This window comes from Rhodococcus sp. NPDC057135 (assembly GCF_042670865.1).
Taxonomy (GTDB): domain Bacteria; phylum Actinomycetota; class Actinomycetes; order Mycobacteriales; family Mycobacteriaceae; genus Rhodococcus_F.
The window spans coordinates 80,570-100,213 of record NZ_JBHUUU010000013.1 but is presented as its reverse complement, the minus strand read 5'-3'; the positions used below and the strand labels follow the sequence as shown (position 1 = coordinate 100,213).

Sequence of the window (19,644 nt, the reverse complement as noted above, 5' to 3'; positions counted from 1 at the left end):
TTGAGAGCCAGCTCACAGACCCGCCAGGAGCCATCAGTGTCCACTTCGACGACCGAAAAATCAGACATTTCGGAAACCGCGCCGCATTGCCTCGTGGAGAAGCGCGGTCACGTCCTCATCGTGACCATGAACCGCCCCGAGCGTAAGAACGCCATCACCGGCGAGATGATGGCGATCATGGTCGATGCCTGGGACCAGGTCGACAACGACCCCGAGATCCGCGTCGCCATCCTCACCGGGGCGGGCGGCGACTTCTGCGCCGGCGCCGACCTCAAGAACATGTCCGCCAAGCCGCCGGGAGATTCCTTCGCGGGCGGTGGCGTCGACATGTCCAAGATCGAAGGCCTCCTCAAGGGTCGTAGGTTGACCAAGCCGCTGATCGCCGCCGTCGAGGGTGCAGCCATCGCCGGCGGAACCGAAATCCTGCAGGGAACCGACATTCGCGTTGCGGGTGAGAGCGCCAAGTTCGGCGTCTCCGAAGCCAAGTGGGGGCTCTTCCCGCTCGGTGGATCCGCAGTGCGTCTGGTGCGCCAGATTCCGTACACGATCGCAGCCGACATCCTGCTCACCGGCCGTCACATCAAGGCTCCGGAGGCCAAGGAGATCGGACTCATCGGCCACGTCGTCCCGGACGGCCAAGCACTCGACAAGGCACTGGAGCTCGCCGACCTGATCAGTGCCAACGGCCCTCTCGCCGTCCAGGCGATCCTCAAGACCATCCGCGACACCGAGGGCATGCACGAGGAAGAGGCCTTCCAGATCGACGCACAACTCGGCATGAAGGTGTTCATGAGCGCCGACGCCAAGGAGGGCCCGCGGGCATTCGGAGAGAAGCGAGCGCCCCAGTTCAAGGGCGTCTGACCCACCCCTTCCCTCCCCCTTCTCGGCACACCCTCTCGGTGCACCCTCTCGGTCCCACCCACCCCCTTTCCGAGCGAACGTACCTTTCGGCGCCTTCAGTGCGCCGAAAGGCACTTTCGCTCAGCCGGTTTCGTCCAGTTTCACCCACCTAGACCTCACCGACACCTGCGGCCGGGGCCGTGACTGCGCCAATCTGTAGTGCGCACGAAGGTCCTCGATCACGCGATCGGGGTCCGTTCGAAGTGCACTGGGCACCGTCGGCAACACGATGATTCCCGCGTTCTGCATACGCGTCCGGCGTTCCACCGTGCGTTTGTAGTCCGTCGGCGCCGCATGCCATTCCAATGAGTCGATGTCCCACGCGAAGGCAACCGAATCGATCCATCCGTCCGGAATTGCGATGAAGTCTCCCTTCGCATCCCGGATCTCATGGTTGAACAACATTTCCGGCAGCCCGCTCCGCTGCCACAGTTTTCGCGCGTGAACCTCAGGCACCGAATGGACGTTCGCGTTCACTTCGCGCAACACGACCCGAGGTAGCGCGGAACCCCGACTGCTACCGGCGTCGAGTTCCTTCGCAAGTTCGCGCACCGAGACATCGCCGCGCTGAACAGCCTCGGCGACGAGTGCCCGTGTGGGATCGAGCGCCTTGCATCGCCTCGCAGCGTCGAGTAACGCTCGCGGCAGCGGCGCACAGCGCAGACCGTTCCGAATCTCCGGCTCAGGCAATCGAACTGTGCGCTCTACCGTGACGAACCCGACCGATTGAACTCGACGGTCGATGGGGATGAGCACTCGCACATCCCCCGAGTGCGTGCGATATCCGTACTCCGACATGGCAGATCGCCCAGTCAGCAGGGACTCGTCACCGCTCAACATGAGCGCCGCGATCGAGCGTTGACGTGGCGTCGGTTGACCGTTCCTGAGCAGGATGACCCCCGGCAATATGCGCTGCCACGGTCCACCCACCCGACACCGGGTGTGCACTGCGGAGTTGGATACGCCCAATCGCGCCAACTCCGCCGTTCGGATCACTCCGCTTCGACTGACGCGGTATATCGCGTCCAGATCATCGCCCCACGTTCCACGCCGCATGGTTGCAGCATGGCTCGAGCAGCAGCGCGGGCCCTGGCGGCGACCTGGGGTTTCGGTGTGCCTGTGGATAACTTTGGGCGAGCGAAAGGTACGTTGATCGCCTCAGATGCGCTGAACGTGCCGTTCGCTCGAAAAAAGGGGGGACCGCTCGAGAAAGGGCAGGCCCCGCTCAACCACCCACCGCAGCCGCGAGCTCACGCACATGGTCGGCGTCGCGGCAGGTCACCAGCAGCATCGTGACTCCGGCTTCCTCCCAACGCTTCACGTCGGCGCGCACCTCGTCGACGTTGCCGATGATCATGGTCTCGGTGACCATCTCGTCGGGGACGACGGCAGCGGCTTCGTCCTTGCGGCCCGACATGAAGAGCCGGCCGATCTCGTCGACCTCCTTCTCGTAACCCATCCGCTTGTAGACCTGCGCGTGAAAGTTCAACTCCGGGGCACCCATTCCGCCGACGTAGAGGGCGGTCATCGGCTTGAGAGCGGCGATGGCGGCAGCACGGTCGTCGGTCACGATGACCTGACACGTGGCGGCCACCTCGAAGTCTTCGCGGCTACGACGGGCCCCGGCGCGCGCGAACCCTTCGTCGAGCCACTTGTTGTACATCGGGGCCAGGCGCGGGGTGTAGTAGATCGCCAGCCATCCGTCTGCGATTTCGCCGGCGAGCGCGACGTTCTTCGGCCCTTCGGCGCCGAGCCAGATCGGAATGTCCGCACGCAACGGGTGCGTAATGGCCTTGAGCGGCTTGCCAAGTCCCGAACTGCCCGGTCCCGCATACGGCAGAGGGTAGTGCGGTCCGGGGCTGGTGACGGGCGCTTCACGGGCAAGAACCTGGCGCACGATCGAGACGTACTCGCGAGTGCGAGCCAGCGGCTTCTCGAAAGGCTGCCCGTACCAACCTTCGACGACCTGGGGTCCGGATACGCCGAGTCCGAGGATCGTTCGTCCGCCGTTGAGGTGGTCGAGAGTGAGCGCGTGCATGGCGCAACTGGTCGGTGTTCGCGCGGAAATCTGTACGACGGACGTACCGAGCCGAACCTTCTCGGTGCGCGATCCCCACCAGGCGAGCGGGGTGAATGCGTCCGAGCCCCACGACTCCGCCGCGAAGACCGCGTCGAATCCCGCACCTTCGGCGGCTTCGATCAGTTCCGGGGCGTTTGCCGGCGGCTGCGCGCCCCAGTATCCGAGTTGCAACCCAAGCTTCATCGCACGCCTCCACATTGCCGGTGATCAGAAGTGACTCTTGCCACAATCTCTAGAACCTGTTCTACTCGATCTTGTGACCATCGGAAAGAGCGGGGTGGCCGACAAGCCCCTGAGCGCACCATTGAATCTCCATTTCGACTACACCAGATCGACGGGACCGACCATCGGCGCGTTCGTGACTGCCCTGCGTGATCGCAAGGTGATCGGCGCCCGTGGGTCGAACGGTCGTGTCTTCGTGCCGCCACCGGAATTCGATCCGGACACGGCCGAACCACTGACCGACTTCGTCGGGGTCTCCGACGGCGGAACGGTCGTGAGTTGGACGTGGATGCCCGAACCCATCGAGGGGCAACCCCTGACGAAACCCTTCGCGTGGGCCCTGATCAAACTCGACGGCGCGGACACGTCCATGCTCCACGCGGTCGACGTCGACTCCCCCGACGACATCAGCACCGGCCTGCGGGTCCGTGCTCGCTGGGCGTCGGAGCGGATCGGGCAGATCAAGGACATCGAGTGCTTCGAACCAGGTGAGAGCGAAAATGGAATCGCGACAGTCGATTCCAACGCCGATCCTGTCACCATGATCACGACGCCCGTCGACCTGCACTTCATGCATTCCGCTTCGGCCGAGGAGAGTTTCTACCTCCGTGGTCTCGCACAGGGCAAGCTGATCGGTGGTCGCAGCGGACCCGAAGACAAGATCTACATCCCTCCGCGCGGCGCCAATCCCACCAACGGGAAGCCGACGAGCGAGCAGATCGAACTGCCGGACAAGGGAATTGTCACCACCTTCTGCATCGTCAACGTCCCGTTCCTCGGGCAGCGGATCAAACCTCCCTACGTTGCCGCCTATGTGCTCCTCGACGGGGCCGACATTCCGTTCCTGCACTTGATCCTCGAATGTGATGCCGCGGACGTACGGATGGGCATGCGTGTCGAAGCCAAGTGGAAGCCTCGCGAAGAGTGGGGTTACACCCTCGAGAACATCGAATACTTCCGGCCGACAGGTGAACCCGACGCCGAGTACTCCACCTTCCAACACCACCTGTGAGGCTCCTGAAATGACTTCTGCAGACATCGCAGTCGTGGGCTTTGCTCAGGCACCCCACGTCCGCGAAACCAACGGCACCACCAACGGCGTCGAGATGCTCGTCCCGTGCTTCCAGCAGCTCTACAGCGATCTGGGAATCACCAAGTCCGACATCGGCTTCTGGTGCTCCGGATCTTCCGACTACCTGGCCGGACGTGCGTTCTCCTTCATCTCGGCCATCGACTCCATCGGAGCGGTACCGCCGATCAACGAATCTCACGTCGAGATGGACGCCGCGTGGGCGTTCTACGAAGCGTGGATCAAGATCTTGACCGGCGAAGTCGAGACCGCGCTGGTGTACGGCTTCGGCAAATCCTCCGCCGGGCACCTGCGCAAGATCCTGTCCATGCAGCTCGATCCGTACCTCGTCACGCCGCTGTGGCCGGACTCCGTCTCGATCGCCGGACTTCAAGCCCGGCTCGGACTCGACGCGGGTAAATGGACGCAAGAGGACATGGCGGAGGTTGCCGCTCGTAGCCGTCGCCACGCGCTGAGCAATCCGAAGGCTCAGCTCGCAGGCGAGGTCGACATCGAGGCCCTGCTTGCAAGTCCATTCCTTGCAGATCCGTTGCGCGCACACGATTGTGCGCCCATCACCGACGGCGCGGCAGCAATCGTCCTGGCCTCGGGTACCCGTGCGCGAGACCTGTGCGAGCGGCCGGCGTGGATCACCGGACTCGAGCATCGCATCGACTCCCCCAACCTGGGCGCACGTGACCTGACGACGTCGCCGTCCACAACGTCGGCAGCCAAGGCGGCAACGGGCGGCGAGGTCGGCAACATCGACGTCGCCGAACTGCATGCCCCGTTCACTCACCAGGAATTGATCCTGAAGGAAGCGATCGGTCTGACCGACGCCACCACGATCAACCCGTCCGGCGGCCCGCTCAGCGGCAACCCACTTTTCGCCGGTGGTCTGGAACGAATCGGCCACGCCGCCAAGGCAATCTTCGACGGTCAGGCGAATCGCGCGCTGGCCCATGCAACAAGCGGCCCTGTGCTGCAGCAGAACCTGGTAGCAGTCTTGGAGGGACGGAACTGATGGCCGGAACGCCTCAACTCGCGGCCGTGCTCGGCACCGGCCAAACTCACTACGTCGCAAAGCGTCACGACGTCTCGATGGCGGGCTTGGTCCGTGAAGCCATCGACGCCGCGATGCTCGACGCCAACGTCGGCTGGGACGACATCGACGCCGTGGTGATCGGAAAGGCCCCCGACTTGTTCGAGGGTTCGATGATGCCGGAACTCGCCATGTCGGATGCACTGGGCGCCAACGGAAAGCCGTTGCTGCGTGTTCACACAGCCGGCTCGGTGGGCGGTTCGACGGCTATCGTTGCCTCGAGCCTGGTCAAATCCGGTGTCCACAAGCGGGTTCTGACGGTTTCCTGGGAGAAGCAGTCCGAGTCGAACGCGATGTGGGCGCTGTCCGTACCGGTTCCGTTCAACATGCCCGTCGGCGCCGGTGCCGGTGGATATTTCGCCCCGCACGTCCGTTCGTACATTCGTCGATCGGGCGCACCGGAGCACATCGGCTACCTCGTCGCGGTGAAGGATCGGCTCAACGGCAGCCTCAATCCCTATGCGCATCTGCGGCAGCCGGACATCACCTTCGAATCGGTGCAGGCATCTCAGATGCTCTGGGACCCGATCCGCTACGACGAGACCTGCCCGTCCTCGGACGGTGCTTGCGCGCTGGTGATCGGCAACGAAGAGGCCGCCGCACAGGTGGAGGCCGAAGGCCGTTCCGTCGCCTGGATCCACGCGACGGCCATGCGCACCGAGCCGACGTTCTACGCCGGACGCGATCAGGTCAATCCTCAGGCCGGACGTGATGCCGCGGCCGCGCTGTGGAAGTCCGCGGGAATCACCGATCCGCTCAACGAAATCGACTGCGCCGAAATCTATGTCCCGTTCTCGTGGTTCGAGCCGATGTGGCTCGAGAACCTCGGGTTCGCGGAGGAAGGCCAGGGATGGAAGCTGACCGAGGCCGGCGAAACCGCGATCGGCGGCAAGCTCCCGGTCAATGCCTCGGGCGGCGTTCTCTCTTCCAACCCGATCGGCGCCTCGGGCATGATCCGCTTCGCCGAGTCGGCGATGCAGGTCATGCACCGCGCCGGCGATCACCAGGTGGCCGACGCTCGCAAGGCTCTCGGCCATGCCTACGGCGGTGGCTCGCAGTACTTCTCGATGTGGGTCGTCGGCTCCGAACGTCCCACCACGTAACAGCAGCACACACGCCGATCAGGAAGAGGCCGAAGATGAAGTACACCGTCGGGGTTGCCATGAACCCCTTGGACCAGTTAGCCGGTATCGCCAAAACGGCCGAAGAATGCGGCTTTTCGTCGATCGCTCTCCCCGATTCACTGTTCTTCATGGAAACGCAGGCGGCGGATTACCCGTACACCCCGGACGGGTCTCGGATGTGGAATGCCGAGACCCCCTGGGTCGATCCGCTGATCGCCGCAGCCGCAATGGGCGCGGTGACCGAGAAGATCGAGTTCTACACCCAGGTACTCAAGCTCGGTAGCCGCAATCCGGTCCTGCTCGCGCGGCAGGTCGGATCAGTAGCGGCACTGACGAACAACCGTTTCGGCTTCGGTGTCGGAATCGGTTGGGCTCCGGAAGAGTTCGAGTGGTGCGGCGCGCCGTACAAGCGTCGCGGCGCCCGAGTGGACGAGATGATCGACGTCCTCAAACTGATTCTGGGCGGCGGCATGGTCGAGTATCACGGCGAGTTCTTCGATTTCGATCGCCTGCAGATGAGTCCGGCTCCCACCAAGCCGGTTCCGTTCTACGTCGGCGGCCACACCGAGGTCGCACTCAAGCGGGCTGCGCGCGTGGGCGACGGTTGGACGTCGGCGATGATCAAGTTCGACGATCTGGTCGGTGTCATCGCACGACTGCGTGAACTGCGTGCCGAGTACGGCCGCGAGAACGAGCCGTTCGAAATCCAGACGGTATGCATCGACCGTTTCGGCAAGGACGGCTACGCCGAACTCGAAGACGCCGGCGTCACGGACATCATCACCGTGCCTTGGGTTTTCGACGGAATCGGATTCGATGCCCCGCTGGAGGCAAAGCAGGAATCGATGCGCAAGTTCGCCGAGCAGTACATCAACTGAGGAGCCGCGATGACTGACGAACACCCCGCCCGCGTCGCGGGTAACGCTTCGCGCGCTGCAGCGAGTGGCAAGAACAAGGAAGCCTGGCTGGACCTCTTCGCCGAGGACGGTTGGGTGGAGGATCCGGTCGGGCCGTCGGGCTTCGATCCCGAAGGCAAAGGGCATCACGGGCGCGAAGCGATCTCGAAGTTCTACGACATGACGATCGCCAACGCGGACAAGCTCGAATTTCTGATCGACGATTCCCTGGTGTGCGGCAACGAGAACGTCAACATCGGCAAGATTCGGACCACCATCGGCGGCTCGATCATCGACGCCGAGGGCGTGTTCGTCTACCGGGTGAACGACGACGGCAAGATCGCGTCGCTTCGAGCATTCTGGGAAGTGGACCGCGCGATGAAGACGGCACGCAAAGCCTGAGAACCCCGATACGAGAGCGGCCCCGGTCAGTGACCGGGGCCGCTCTCGTCGCAATCGAATTCGGCAGTGGTACTTGCACCGAGAACCTCGAAATGGTTTCCTGGTTCCCAACGTCGCGTGTCGATGACGGACTGCGTCAGGCATGGAGGCGTCGTACTGCAAGGGGTCACTTATGACCATTTCGTTCAATCACACCATCATCGCCGCAAGAGACCGACAAGAGTCGGCGTGGTTCTTCACTCACATGTTCGGTCTACCGGGCCCTGTCGAAGCCGGCTACTTTCTCGGTGTCGAACTCGAGCACGGCGTGACGCTGGATTTCGCACAGGTGGAAGAGGGCGCCGAGGTGCCGTCTCAGCACTACGCCTTCCTCGTCTCCGAGGACGACTTCGACGGCATCTACCAGCGCATACAAGCCTTGAAACTTGATCACTGGGCCGATCCGCGCCAGTCGAGTACGGGCTTCAACACCAACGACGGTGGGCGTGGGGTCTACTTCCTCGACCCGTCGGGCCACTTCCTCGAAGCGATCACCAAACCATACGGCGGCTGAATCAGAGATTGAACTACAAACGGCGGCGCCTACGGGAGATGAGGGATCCCGCAGACGCCGCCGCAGTTCCAGGTTGCCAGCTAGTGGCCCCCCGGAACGTCTACTGTAGTTCTGCGTGTTCGAGAGTGCAGAGGCAACTCCCGAAAAGCTACACAGAACCTACTCGCCGGTTATCAGGTCAGTATAAGTCCGGATCAGTGTTTGACCGGGCAGCCCGATGTCTTGTAATCAACCTGAAACTCTTTGATGCCGTTGAGCCAGCCCGAGCGCAGGCGACGGGGATCGCCGAGCCTGGTGATGTCGGGTAGGTGATCGGCGATCGCGTTGAAGATCAGATCGATTTCGAGACGAGCCAAGTTCGCGCCGATGCAGAAGTGCGCACCGGTGCCGCCGAATCCGAGGTGCGGATTGGGGTCACGCATGATGTCGAACTTCGTGGGGTTCTCGAAGACGTCTTCGTCGAAGTTGGCCGACGCGTACATCATCACGACGCGATCGCCCTTCTTGATCTTCTGTCCGCCGAGTTCGGTGTCTTCGAGCGCGGTGCGCTGGAAAGAGGTCACCGGGGTGGCCCAACGAACGATCTCGTCGGCCGCAGTCTTCGGACGTTCCTTCTTGTACAGCTCCCACTGGTCGGGATTGTCGAGGAAGGCAACCATGCCGTGTGTGATGGCATTGCGAGTGGTCTCGTTACCCGCGACCGCAAGCAGGATCACGAAGAAGCCGAATTCCTCTGGGGAGAGCTCATTTCCGTCGATGTCAGCTTCGATGAGCTTGGTGACGATGTCATCGGCGGGACACTTCTTGCGCTGATCCGCCATCTGGTACGCGTATCCCAGAATCTCCATCGACGCCGCCTGCGGGTCGATGTCGAACTCGGGGTCGTCGTAGGACGTCATCTGGTTGGACCAGTCGAAGAGCTTCATTCGATCTTCCTGCGGCACACCGAGGAGCTCGGCGATTGCCTGCAGCGGAAGTTCGGACGCGACCTGAACCACGAAGTCTCCGGCACCACCGGCAGCCGCAGTCTTGACGATCTTTTCGGCGCGCTCGGTCAGTTCTTCGCGCAGGCTGTTGATGGCTCGCGGGGTGAATCCACGCGAAACCAGCTTGCGAAGCTTGGTGTGCTCCGGAGCGTCCTTGTTGATGAGGATGAAGCGCTGCATCTCGACGTTCTCGCGCGGGATGTCGTCGGCGAAGCGAGGAATCGCAGTGTTCTCGTGGGTCGAGAAGATGTCGCTTCGCTGCGAGACCTCCTTGACCTCTTCATGACGGGTGACCACCCAGAAGCCCTCGTCCTGGAATCCGCCGATTTCCGGGGGCTGCGGATTCCACCACACGGGGGCCGTCTTCCGGAGTTCAGCGAACTCCTCGAACGGCATACGTTCCGCGTAGATGTCGGGGTCCGTGAAGTCGATTCCCTCGGGGAATGCGGGCTGTGCCACTGATGTCTCCTGCCCTAAGCCTTTTCATCACAGGGGTGATGGGGATCCGTGATGTGTAACACGTTCTACTCTCATTGAAACACAAGCCTGCTTACTAGGAAAGGAAACGTCGGCAGGTCTTGCTTCCCGCAGAGAACCTGTTCTACTTTTTCATTACAAGGAAAGGAGCCCGCTGTGGGCACACCAGTAATCGTCGAGGCTGTCCGTACACCGATCGGCAAGCGCGGAGGTTGGCTCGCCGGTCTGCACGCCGCCGAGATCCTCGGAGCGGCACAAAAGGGAGTTCTCGACCGGTCGGGAATCGACCCGTTGCTGATCGAGCAAGTGATCGGCGGCTGCGTCACCCAGGCCGGCGCTCAGTCCAACAACATCACGCGCACTGCTTGGTTGCATGCAGGTCTGCCGTGGCAGACCGGCGCAACGACCGTGGATTGCCAGTGCGGTTCGGCCCAGCAGGCGAACCATCTGATCGCTGGACTGATCGCCACCGGCGCCATCGATGCCGGCATCGCCTGCGGCATCGAAGCGATGAGCCAGGTTCCCCTCGGCGCCAACGTCGGCGACCAGGCCGGGCCGCGTCGGCCGGCGACATGGGACATCGACATGCCCAACCAGTTCGAGGCTGCAGAACGTATCGCCCGCCGACGCGGACTGACCCGCGACGACGTCGAAGCTCTCGGTGTCCGCTCGCAGGCACTGGCCAAGCAGGCTTGGGAGGAAGGGCGTTTCGACCGCGAGGTACTCGAACTCTCGGCGCCCCAGGTCGACAAGGAAGGAAACCTCACGGGCGAGACCAAGCTTGTCAATCGCGATCAGGGCCTGCGCGATACGACGGCCGAGTCCCTTGCCCGGTTGAAGCCCGTCCTCGAAGGCGGAATTCACACGGCCGGAACGTCTTCCCAGATCTCCGACGGTGCGGCCGCAGTCCTGCTCATGGACGAGGACAAGGCTCGCGCGCTCGGATTGAAGCCACGCGCCCGCATCATCGCTCAGGCACTGGTCGGCTCGGAACCGGAGTTCCACCTCGACGGACCGGTGCAGGCAACCAGCCGTGTTCTGGAGAAGAGCGGAATGAAGATCGGCGACCTCGACCTCTTCGAGATCAACGAAGCATTCGCATCCGTCGCACTGTCCTGGGCCCAGGTCCACGAACCCGACTTCGACAACGTCAACGTCAACGGTGGCGCACTCGCTCTGGGCCATCCGGTCGGCAGCACGGGCTCTCGACTGATCACCACCGCACTGCACGAACTGGAGCGTCGTAACGGCTCGACGGCTCTGATCACGATGTGCGCCGGCGGCGCGTTGGCCACCGGAACCATCATCGAGCGAATCTGAGATGACTACTCCCCCAGCAAAACCCAAGGGACTCGACGCCCCGGTGACGGTCAAGTTCATCAAATGGATGTCGAAGGCAAACGTCGCCATGTATCGCGCCACCGACGGGAGGCTGGGTAGCAAGTGGCGGGTCGGCAGCGCGTTCCCACGCGGGCTGCCGATCTGCCTGCTCACCACTACCGGTCGCAAATCCGGTGAGGAGCGAATCAGCCCGTTGCTGTTCCTCGAGGACGGCGAAGACGTGATTCTGGTGGCGTCGCAAGGCGGTCTTCCGAAGAATCCGATGTGGTACCTCAACATCAAGGCGGATCCGGTGGTGACGGTGCAGATCAAGTCTCGGATCCGCTCGATGAAAGCCCGCGTCGCAACCGAGGACGAGCGCGCTCGGCTGTGGCCGAAGTTGACGGCGATGTATCCGGATTTCGACAACTATCAGGCCTGGACGGACCGCGTCATTCCCGTCATCGTGTGCGAGCCACTGACAAACTGAACAATTTGTTTACAACAGAACGTTTACATCGGTCCGGGGTCGTGCCACCCTGGATTCATGACCGATGACCAGTTCAGACCGATCGATTCCGGCCGCGAACGCGCACATCGCGAGTACGCCGGACTCTTTCGGATCAGCGAGCGCCACGGCGCGACCCGAAGCCAGCGCGCGCGGCAATCTCATCCGGAGATGCTCGAGCCCTACGGCGCGGTTCGCGTCGTGGCTCGTCTGGCCGGCGGCACCGACACACCCGAGGTGAACGAACCCGAAGTCGACGACGCCGACGTCATGGCTGCGTTGACTCTTATTCCCAAGGCCCGAGCCGAAATGGAACAGCTGGAAGCACTGTTCCTCGGAATAGCCCGCGAACGGGGCATGACCTGGCAGGACATCGCTTTCGGACTCGGGCTCGGCAGTACTCAAGCCGCCCGCCAGCGCTACGAACGGCTCGTTCGCCGCACCGGAGGCTGAACACGTGCCATAACGGGCGAGTTGGAGCACTATTGACTCGTACGGTCCGCACGGCGTTTCGACAGAGCCTCGAACACAGCAAGGAGTCGCATATATGACGACGCATATTCAAGATCAAATCCTGGACCGACGCGAGATCACTTCCGCACTCGTGCGTGCGCTGGAGCGTCGCCACGAGGTGCTGGATGCAGTGGTCGACAGCAAGGACCATCAGGAGGCACTGACCACCGTCGCGGAACTCCTCGGCACGTCGGAAGCAAATGCCGAAGCAGTTCTGAGCCTCAAGTTCAGTGCGCTCACCAAGGCCGCACGCGATCGCATCCAGGGCGAACTGGAGAATCTCGACGCCACTCTCGAATGGACGACGCTTGATCGCCCCGCGAGCAGTGGGCAGAACTTCAGCCTGCGTCCGTTCAGCGACAGCGCAGAAGACAAGTCGCTGTTCACGATTCGCTCGGGTGAGCAGCTCGACGAAGACGGCAAGCCGTGGAGCGAGGATCGAATCGAAGCCGAGCGCACAGGTGGCCTCGGCCGCATCGACGACGAGAGCGCTGCCTGGTTCGTCGCCGAGGACGTCTCCGGTGACAGCCCGACGAGCGTCGGCCTGGTGTTCGGCGAACTCGACGGCCAAGAGGTCAACGTCGCGATCTGGATTGCACCCGAGTCCCGCAAGAAGGGCTACGGCACCGCCTGCGTGAAGCATTCGCGGCGCGAGCTCGCAGCAGAGTTCCCCGGCACTGTATTGGTGGTTCGGGCGCCCGCGTAGGCGGCACGCCGCCTGTGAGTGGTTGAGGAGTCCCTGCACTCCTTAACCACTCACGGGGCTGAAGGCCCTACGCCCCGTACACCGGCGTCGGAATCTCCGCCTTCTCCAACAGCGTTGCCACGACGGGCCCGATCTGCTTCGGGTCCCAACGGTCACCCTTGTCCTCGCTCGGGCCGTGACGCCAGCCTTCCGCGACGGTGATCTTTCCGCCCTCTACCTCGAATACCCGGCCCGTGACGTCCTTGGATTCGGCGCTTCCGAGCCAGACGACCAGCGGCGAGATATTCTCGGGAGCCATGGCGTCGAAGCCCTCTTCCGGAGCCGCCATCGACTCGGCCATCGCACCACCCGCACCGACGGTCATGCGCGTACGCGCAGCAGGCGCGATCGCGTTGACACTGACGCCGTAATTCTTGAGCTCGGCGGCGGCCTGAATGGTCATCTCGGCGATGCCGGCCTTCGCCGCGGCGTAGTTGCCCTGGCCGATCGAACCCTGCAGTCCTGCACCCGAACTGGTGTTGATGATGCGTGCGTCGACGGTCTTGCCTGCCTTCGCTTCGCCGCGCCAGTAGGCGGCAGCGTGACGCAGCGGCGCGAAGTGCCCCTTGAGGTGCACGCGGATTACCGCGTCCCACTCCCCTTCGCTCATGCCGACGAGCATGCGGTCACGCAGGAAGCCTGCGTTGTTCACAAGTACGTCCAGTCCGCCGAAGGTGTCGATCGCGGTCCTGATCAGATTTTCGGCACCCGCCCAGTCGGCAACGTCGTCTCCGTTGACCACTGCCTGGCCGCCCGCAGCGATGATCTCCGCGACAACCTGCTCGGCCGGACTTTCGCCGGTCTCGGAACCGTCGGCACCCGCACCGATGTCGTTGACGACAACTTTGGCGCCCTCAGCAGCAAACGCCAATGCATGCGCACGTCCGATACCCCGGCCTGCCCCGGTGATGATGACTACGCGTCCGTCGACCAATCCACTCATTTTTGTCTCCTATTGCACTCTGCTCGGGCTTGTCGGCTCCGCTTGTGTGCTAACTTACCAAGCAATCGCTTGGTTTGGTACACAGACGTAAGGAATCCCGATATGGGCATCAGCACCTCTTCCGACGGAACCGGCATCACCACGGTCACCATCGACTACGCACCGGTCAACGCAATCCCGTCCAAGGGATGGTTCGAGCTTGCCGACGCCATCCTCGACGCGGGCAAGGATCTCAACACGCACGTGGTGATCCTGCGAGCCGAGGGACGCGGATTCAACGCCGGCGTCGACATCAAGGAGATGCAGGCCACTGAGGGATTCGACGCGCTGGTCGCCGCCAACCGCGGTTGTGCCGCAGCCTTCGCAGCCGTCTACGACTGCGCTGTCCCCGTCGTCGTGGCGGTCAACGGATTCTGCGTCGGCGGTGGCATCGGACTGGTCGGCAACGCGGACGTCATCGTCGCTTCCGACGACGCGATCTTCTCCCTCCCCGAGGTCGACCGCGGCGCCCTCGGCGCTGCCACGCACCTCTCACGCCTGGTGCCGCAGCACATGATGCGCACGCTGTACTACACGGCGCAGAGCGTCGACGCGCACACGCTCAAGCAGTTCGGCAGCGTCTACGACGTGGTCCCGCGCGAGAAGCTCGACGAGTGCGCTCGCGAGATCGCCGCGAAGATCGCCGCGAAAGACACCCGCATCATCCGGTGCGCCAAGGAAGCCATCAACGGCATCGACCCGGTCGACGTCAAGGGCAGCTACCGCCTCGAACAGGGCTACACCTTCGAACTCAACCTTCTCGGTGTGTCCGACGAGCACCGCGACGAGTTCGTCGCCACCGGCAAGCCGCGCGAGAACGCAACCCAGAAGGAAGGCTGAGAAAAACATGGCTAGCAAGCGTGACAAGACGAAGTCGCTCGACGAGGTAGTCGGCGAACTCCGCAGCGGAATGACGATCGGCTTGGGCGGCTGGGGATCTCGCCGCAAGCCGATGGCCTTCGTGCGTGCAATTCTGCGTTCGGACATCAAGGACCTGACCGTGGTCACCTACGGCGGACCGGATCTCGGACTGCTGTGCTCGGCCGGCAAGGTCAAGAAGGCGTACTACGGTTTCGTGTCCCTGGACTCCGCGCCGTTCTACGACCCGTGGTTTGCCAAGGCGCGCACCGCAGGTGAGATCGAAGTCCGCGAGATGGACGAGGGCATGGTCAAGTGCGGCCTCGAAGCCGCTGCCGCTCGCCTGCCCTTCCTGCCGATCCGTGCCGGCCTGGGCTCGGACGTCCGCAACTTCTGGGGCGACGAACTCAAGACCGTCACCTCTCCGTACCCCGAGGCCGACGGCCGTTCCGAGACCTTGATCGCGATGCCTGCGCTCAACCTCGATGCGTCGTTCGTCCACCTCAATCTCGGTGACAAGCACGGCAATGCCGCCTACAACGGCGTCGACCCGTACTTCGACGACCTGTACTGCATGGCCGCCGAGAAGCGTTACGTCTCGGTCGAGCGCATCGTCGAGACCGAGGAACTGGTCAAATCCGTTCCACTGCAGAACCTTCTGCTCAACCGCATGATGGTCGACGCCGTCGTCGAGGCACCGAACGGTGCCCACTTCACGTTGGCCGGCGAAAGCTACGGCCGCGACGAGAAGTTCCAGCGTCACTACGCCGAGGCCGCCAAGACCCCCGAGTCGTGGCAGGCGTTCGTCGACACCTTCCTCTCCGGCAGCGAAGAGGACTACCAAGCCGCAGTAAAGAAGTTTGCCGATTCATCAACGGCAGGGGAGCAGGCAAAATGAGCGAATCCACCGTCACCCGCGCAGAGTACGTAGTTCTTGCGTGCGCTGAAATCTTCTCCGGTGCAGGCGAAATCATGGCCAGCCCGATGTCGACGTCGTCCACCATCGGCGCTCGCCTGGCTCGGCTCACCACCGAACCCGACCTGCTCATCACCGACGGTGAAGCCCTCATCCTCGAGGACACTCCGGCAGTCGGAACGAAGGGCCCCATCGAAGGTTGGATGCCTTTCCGCAAGGTGTTCGACGTCGTCGCTTCCGGTCGTCGTCACGTTGTGATGGGTGCCAATCAGCTCGATCGCCACGGCAACCAGAACCTCTCCGCTTTCGGCCCGCTTCAGCAGCCGAAGCGTCAGATGTTCGGCGTGCGCGGCGCCCCGGGTAACACCATCAACCATGCGACGAGCTACTTCGTCCCCAAGCACTCCAAGCGAGTGTTCGTCGACAAGGTCGACGTGGTGTGCGGTGTCGGCTACGACCAGATCGATCCCGAGAACCCCGCATACAAGTACCTGAACATCCCCCGCGTCGTCACCAACCTCGGGGTTTTCGACTTCGGCGGTCCAGGAAACACGTTCCGCGCGTTGAGTCTTCACCCCGGCGTCACGGCAGAAGAGGTTGCCGAGAACACCTCGTTCGAGGTTGCCGGACTCGCCGAGGCCGGTATCACCCGTGACCCCACCGCCGAAGAACTCCACCTCATCCGCGAGACCCTCGACCCGCGCAACCTCCGGGACCGTGAGGTCTCGGCATGACCCCCACCCTGAAGACCGCGCTGACCGAACTGGTCGGCGTGGACTACCCGATCGTGCAGACGGGTATGGGCTGGGTTTCCGGTCCCGCCCTGACGTCGGCAACGGCGAACGCAGGTGGTCTCGGCATTCTGGCTTCGGCCACGATGACGTACGACGAGCTCGAGCATGCGATCAAGAAGACGAAGCAGCTCACGGACAAGCCGTTCGGCGTCAACATGCGTGCCGACGCCACCGACGCGCCGCAACGCGCCGACCTGCTCATCCGTGAGGGCGTCAAGGTCGCGTCGTTTGCCTTGGCTCCCAAGAAGGAACTGATCACCAAGCTCAAGGATCACGGCATCGTCGTCGTGCCCTCGATCGGCGCCGCGAAGCATGCGGTCAAGGTTGCATCCTGGGGCGCGGACGCCGTCATCGTCCAGGGCGGCGAAGGTGGTGGTCACACCGGCGGTGTGGCAACAACATTGCTTCTCCCCTCGGTTCTCGACGCGGTCGATATTCCGGTCATCGCCGGTGGCGGATTCTTCGACGGCCGCGGTCTGGCTGCCGCACTGGCGTACGGCGCTGCCGGTGTCGCGATGGGAACGCGATTCCTTCTCACCAGCGACTCTTCGGTACCGGATTCCGTCAAGCAGGAGTACCTCAAGCGCGGACTGACGGATACGACGGTCTCACGCAAGGTCGACGGCATGCCTCATCGTGTGCTCAACACCGACCTGGTGAACAGCCTCGAAAGCTCCAGTTATGCAACAGGCTTGATTGCCGCGGCCAAGAATGCCACGAAGTTCAAGGCCATGACGGGTATGAAGTGGTCGACGCTCGCCAAGGACGGTCTCGCGATGAAGCGGTCAGGCGACCGCACGCTGATGCAGATCATCATGGCGGCCAACACTCCGATGTTGCTCAAGGCTGGTCTGGTCGAGGGCAACACGGAAGCCGGCGTTCTTGCTTCAGGTCAGGTTGTCGGCATGATCAACGATCTGCCCAGCTGCAAGGAATTGATCGAAAGCATCATGGAAGATGCAGTGGGGCGCATCGACGCGCTTACGGCTCTTCGCTGACACATCTTTGCCTGAGTGCGTCTCCCCCACTGCGCTTTACGCGTGGTCGGGGAGGCGCACTCACTGCGCCTGTCAGGTTATCCCGTCTTTTCCTGCCCGAACCCGTCGATCACTCCGAAATACTGGGAGATCGCCACTGCCGCCATCTGCACGGGAGCGGCGTTCCTTTTGTCTATCGTGCCGCGAATCATAGGCCCACAGATCGAGAGACCCACCTGCAAGTGGTCGAGCACCCCGATTCGTGCACCGATACAACCCATCCCGGAATTACAGATTCCGAACGCAACAGCTTGTTGGCGAACGTCATTGGTGTTTTGCAGCGACGCCACCGATCTGCGCCCGGCGCTCAACAGCGATTTCCCGATGGTCGACGATTGCGCTGGGATGCGTGAGCCTACGCGAGTCTGAAGGTCGGGGACCATCTGGCTCCCGATCTTCTGGATGTAGCGCACATGGTTCCCTTCCAAAACTCCAAGGTGCACAGCATGTCCAGTCACGAGATGCAACTGCTGAAGCAGGGGCGTCACCACTCGTTCCACTTTATGTCGATACAGCGAGAGAGCGCCCAGATCTCCTAGCTTGTCACCGATTTCGTACTCGAGCCCTTCACGGCGAAGCCAGTCCATCCTGACAAGCTTCAGAAGCATCCTGTGCACGGACGAACGCGGAATTCCTGTTCTGCGAGCCACCTCCCCCAGCGTCAGACGAGGCTTGTCACGAAAGCAGTCCACCACCGCCGACAATCTGTCGAGAGTTGACATGGGGATGGACTCTTCGGTGATCGGTCCGACCAACATTGATGTCTCCGTTCCGGTGGTCCGTCCCGTCGAGAGGGCACCGCTGAGCGATGTTTTCGCTACCGACTGCCAATCTGGGCTCAGTCGGCGCGCGCCGCCAGGGCATTTCCCATCGTGCGGGAGACAAACCCACTTGGTCTCTGCCACCTGCAGCTATACCGATCACCGGTTGCACCCGTTGAACCTGAGCACACTCCTCGCCACAGTGGCACGGACAGACCCCTGAACAGAGGACGGCGTTATGACCACAATGGACCTGGGCGAAGTCGACGAATTCCGCATCATCGAGGAAGGCGTTACCCCTGAGCGTTTTGCCCGCGGCTGGCACTGTCTCGGGCTCGCGACCGATTTTCACGACGGAAATCCACATCCGATCGAAGCCTTCGGCACCAAGCTTGTCGTATTCGCCGACAGCCACGGTGATTTGAAGATCCTCGACGCGTACTGCCGGCACATGGGCGGCGACTTGAGTCAGGGTACGGTCAAGGGCGATTCGATCGCGTGCCCCTTCCACGACTGGAGGTGGGGAGGCAACGGTAAGTGCACCGCGATTCCCTATGCCCGACGTGTCCCCCCGCTTGCCAAGACCCGCGCTTGGACTGCGCTCGAACAGGACGGACTGCTCTTCGTCTGGCACGACCCCGAAGGCAATCCGCCTCCTGCGGACGTCGCCATACCGATCATCAAGTCTGCGGAGCACGAATGGACCGATTGGGTGTGGAAGTCGATAGTCATCGATACGAACTGTCGAGAAATCGTCGACAACGTCGTTGACATGGCGCATTTCTTCTACGTGCACTTCTCGTTCCCCACCTATTTCAAGAACGTCTTCGAAGGTCACGTCGCCATCCAGGAGCAGAGTGGCATCAACCGCGACGACATCGTGACCTGGACCGACCCCGACGTGCCGAAGTTGGTATCCAACCTCTCGGTGGCCGCCTATCACGGACCGTCGTTCATGATCGACGACTTGATCTATCAGTACGAAACCTTCAAAGTGGATTCGGTTTTGATCAACTGCCACTACCCGGTCAGCCCGACCAAGTTTGTCCTGATGTACGGCATCACCGTCAAGAAGACCGACGACCTTCCCGCCGGGATCGCCGACCAAACCGTCGACGCGATGATCGGATACATCGGTGTCGGGTTCGAGCAGGACATCGAGATCTGGAAGAACAAGACCCGCATCGACAATCCGCTGCTCTGCACCGAGGACGGTCCGGTATACCAACTGAGGCGGTGGTACGAACAGTTCTACGTGGACGTCGCCGACGTCACGCCCGAGATGGTCGACCGCTTCGAATTCGAGATGGACACAAGTAAACCCATCGAGGCGTGGAAGCAGGAAGTTGCGGACAACCTTGCACGCAAGGCCGCCGCCGGAGCGCCGCAATGACCATGG

General features: G+C 62.6%; 21 protein-coding genes. 16 read left to right on the top strand and 5 right to left on the bottom strand.

Going from position 1 to position 19,644, the window contains the following annotated elements; genetic code table 11:
• Nucleotides 1–36: 36 nt before the first annotated feature.
• Nucleotides 37–861, top strand: a complete 825-nt coding sequence (locus tag ACFT1A_RS23270) for a crotonase/enoyl-CoA hydratase family protein (protein WP_007734275.1) — start codon at nt 37–39, stop codon at nt 859–861.
• Between the two features lie 120 nt (nt 862–981).
• On the opposite strand, the gene ACFT1A_RS23265 is transcribed toward ACFT1A_RS23270, so the two are convergent.
• Together ACFT1A_RS23265 and ACFT1A_RS23260 are read right to left on the bottom strand one after the other, a co-directional pair.
• Complete coding sequence (locus ACFT1A_RS23265; protein WP_378448955.1) at nt 982–1,956, bottom strand: hypothetical protein; 975 nt, start codon at nt 1,954–1,956, stop codon at nt 982–984.
• Nucleotides 1,957–2,125: 169 nt separating this feature from the next.
• Nucleotides 2,126–3,163, bottom strand: a complete 1,038-nt coding sequence (locus ACFT1A_RS23260; RefSeq protein ID WP_378448954.1) for an LLM class F420-dependent oxidoreductase — start codon at nt 3,161–3,163, stop codon at nt 2,126–2,128.
• Between the two features lie 73 nt (nt 3,164–3,236).
• On the opposite strand from ACFT1A_RS23260, the gene ACFT1A_RS23255 reads away from it, so the two are divergent.
• From ACFT1A_RS23255 to ACFT1A_RS23230, 6 genes are all read left to right on the top strand, one after another.
• Entirely contained in the window at nt 3,237–4,214 is a 978-nt protein-coding gene (locus ACFT1A_RS23255) for a Zn-ribbon domain-containing OB-fold protein (RefSeq protein WP_378448953.1), read from the top strand.
• 10 nt (nt 4,215–4,224) lie between these two features.
• A complete protein-coding gene (locus ACFT1A_RS23250) occupies nt 4,225–5,295 on the top strand; it encodes a thiolase domain-containing protein (protein ID WP_317551508.1) in 1,071 nt (356 codons plus the stop codon).
• The gene (locus ACFT1A_RS23245) at nt 5,295–6,476 is read left to right on the top strand and encodes a thiolase domain-containing protein (protein WP_378448952.1); all 1,182 of its coding nucleotides are present in this window, start codon (nt 5,295–5,297) and stop codon (nt 6,474–6,476) included. The genes ACFT1A_RS23250 and ACFT1A_RS23245 overlap by 1 nt, the downstream gene beginning before the upstream one ends.
• A gap of 35 nt (nt 6,477–6,511) precedes the next feature.
• The gene (locus ACFT1A_RS23240; RefSeq protein WP_283307026.1) at nt 6,512–7,375 is read left to right on the top strand and encodes a TIGR03619 family F420-dependent LLM class oxidoreductase; all 864 of its coding nucleotides are present in this window, start codon (nt 6,512–6,514) and stop codon (nt 7,373–7,375) included.
• 9 nt (nt 7,376–7,384) lie between these two features.
• On the top strand, nt 7,385–7,795 hold the full coding sequence (locus ACFT1A_RS23235) for a nuclear transport factor 2 family protein (RefSeq protein ID WP_007734269.1): 411 nt from the start codon (nt 7,385–7,387) through the stop codon (nt 7,793–7,795).
• Nucleotides 7,796–7,967: 172 nt separating this feature from the next.
• Entirely contained in the window at nt 7,968–8,348 is a 381-nt protein-coding gene (locus tag ACFT1A_RS23230; protein WP_378448951.1) for a VOC family protein, read from the top strand.
• 194 nt (nt 8,349–8,542) lie between these two features.
• Here the strand turns inward: ACFT1A_RS23230 and ACFT1A_RS23225 are convergent, their stop codons facing one another.
• The gene (locus tag ACFT1A_RS23225; protein WP_003945573.1) at nt 8,543–9,793 is read right to left on the bottom strand and encodes a cytochrome P450; all 1,251 of its coding nucleotides are present in this window, start codon (nt 9,791–9,793) and stop codon (nt 8,543–8,545) included.
• 174 nt (nt 9,794–9,967) lie between these two features.
• Here ACFT1A_RS23225 and ACFT1A_RS23220 point away from each other — a divergent pair, with 174 nt between their 5' ends.
• The 4 genes from ACFT1A_RS23220 to ACFT1A_RS23205 all read left to right on the top strand — a co-directional run bounded on the left by ACFT1A_RS23220 (nt 9,968) and on the right by ACFT1A_RS23205 (nt 12,858).
• Nucleotides 9,968–11,131 carry a steroid 3-ketoacyl-CoA thiolase gene (locus ACFT1A_RS23220; RefSeq protein WP_095970996.1) on the top strand — a complete coding sequence of 388 codons (1,164 nt, stop codon included), beginning with the start codon at nt 9,968–9,970 and terminating at the stop codon, nt 11,129–11,131.
• Nucleotide 11,132: 1 nt separating this feature from the next.
• Nucleotides 11,133–11,621, top strand: a complete 489-nt coding sequence (locus ACFT1A_RS23215; RefSeq protein ID WP_378448950.1) for a nitroreductase family deazaflavin-dependent oxidoreductase — start codon at nt 11,133–11,135, stop codon at nt 11,619–11,621.
• 57 nt (nt 11,622–11,678) lie between these two features.
• Nucleotides 11,679–12,092, top strand: a complete 414-nt coding sequence (locus tag ACFT1A_RS23210) for a DNA-binding protein (protein ID WP_378448949.1) — start codon at nt 11,679–11,681, stop codon at nt 12,090–12,092.
• A 94-nt stretch (nt 12,093–12,186) separates the two neighbouring features.
• Entirely contained in the window at nt 12,187–12,858 is a 672-nt protein-coding gene (locus tag ACFT1A_RS23205) for a GNAT family N-acetyltransferase (RefSeq protein ID WP_378448948.1), read from the top strand.
• A gap of 67 nt (nt 12,859–12,925) precedes the next feature.
• Here ACFT1A_RS23205 and ACFT1A_RS23200 read toward each other — a convergent pair whose 3' ends face one another.
• Nucleotides 12,926–13,840: an SDR family oxidoreductase gene (locus ACFT1A_RS23200; RefSeq protein ID WP_378448947.1), complete on the bottom strand. Its 915-nt coding sequence runs from the start codon at nt 13,838–13,840 to the stop codon at nt 12,926–12,928.
• A 102-nt stretch (nt 13,841–13,942) separates the two neighbouring features.
• Here ACFT1A_RS23200 and echA20 point away from each other — a divergent pair, with 102 nt between their 5' ends.
• The 4 genes from echA20 to ACFT1A_RS23180 are packed head-to-tail and all read left to right on the top strand — an operon-like array spanning nt 13,943 to nt 17,445.
• Complete coding sequence (echA20, locus tag ACFT1A_RS23195) at nt 13,943–14,719, top strand: (7aS)-7a-methyl-1,5-dioxo-2,3,5,6,7,7a-hexahydro-1H-indene-carboxyl-CoA hydrolase (RefSeq protein WP_003945611.1); 777 nt, start codon at nt 13,943–13,945, stop codon at nt 14,717–14,719.
• Between the two features lie 7 nt (nt 14,720–14,726).
• Entirely contained in the window at nt 14,727–15,635 is a 909-nt protein-coding gene (ipdA, locus tag ACFT1A_RS23190; RefSeq protein WP_378448946.1) for a cholesterol ring-cleaving hydrolase subunit IpdA, read from the top strand.
• Nucleotides 15,632–16,387 (top strand): CoA-transferase subunit beta, encoded by a 756-nt coding sequence (locus ACFT1A_RS23185; RefSeq protein ID WP_378448945.1) that lies wholly within the window; start codon nt 15,632–15,634, stop codon nt 16,385–16,387. Before ipdA ends, ACFT1A_RS23185 begins: the two co-directional genes overlap by 4 nt.
• Nucleotides 16,384–17,445 carry an NAD(P)H-dependent flavin oxidoreductase gene (locus ACFT1A_RS23180; RefSeq protein ID WP_378448944.1) on the top strand — a complete coding sequence of 354 codons (1,062 nt, stop codon included), beginning with the start codon at nt 16,384–16,386 and terminating at the stop codon, nt 17,443–17,445. Before ACFT1A_RS23185 ends, ACFT1A_RS23180 begins: the two co-directional genes overlap by 4 nt.
• 77 nt (nt 17,446–17,522) lie before the next feature.
• Here the strand turns inward: ACFT1A_RS23180 and ACFT1A_RS23175 are convergent, their stop codons facing one another.
• Entirely contained in the window at nt 17,523–18,188 is a 666-nt protein-coding gene (locus ACFT1A_RS23175; protein WP_378448943.1) for an IclR family transcriptional regulator, read from the bottom strand.
• Nucleotides 18,189–18,483: 295 nt separating this feature from the next.
• Here ACFT1A_RS23175 and ACFT1A_RS23170 point away from each other — a divergent pair, with 295 nt between their 5' ends.
• The gene (locus ACFT1A_RS23170) at nt 18,484–19,638 is read left to right on the top strand and encodes a Rieske 2Fe-2S domain-containing protein (RefSeq protein ID WP_378448942.1); all 1,155 of its coding nucleotides are present in this window, start codon (nt 18,484–18,486) and stop codon (nt 19,636–19,638) included.
• Nucleotides 19,639–19,644 lie beyond the last annotated feature (6 nt).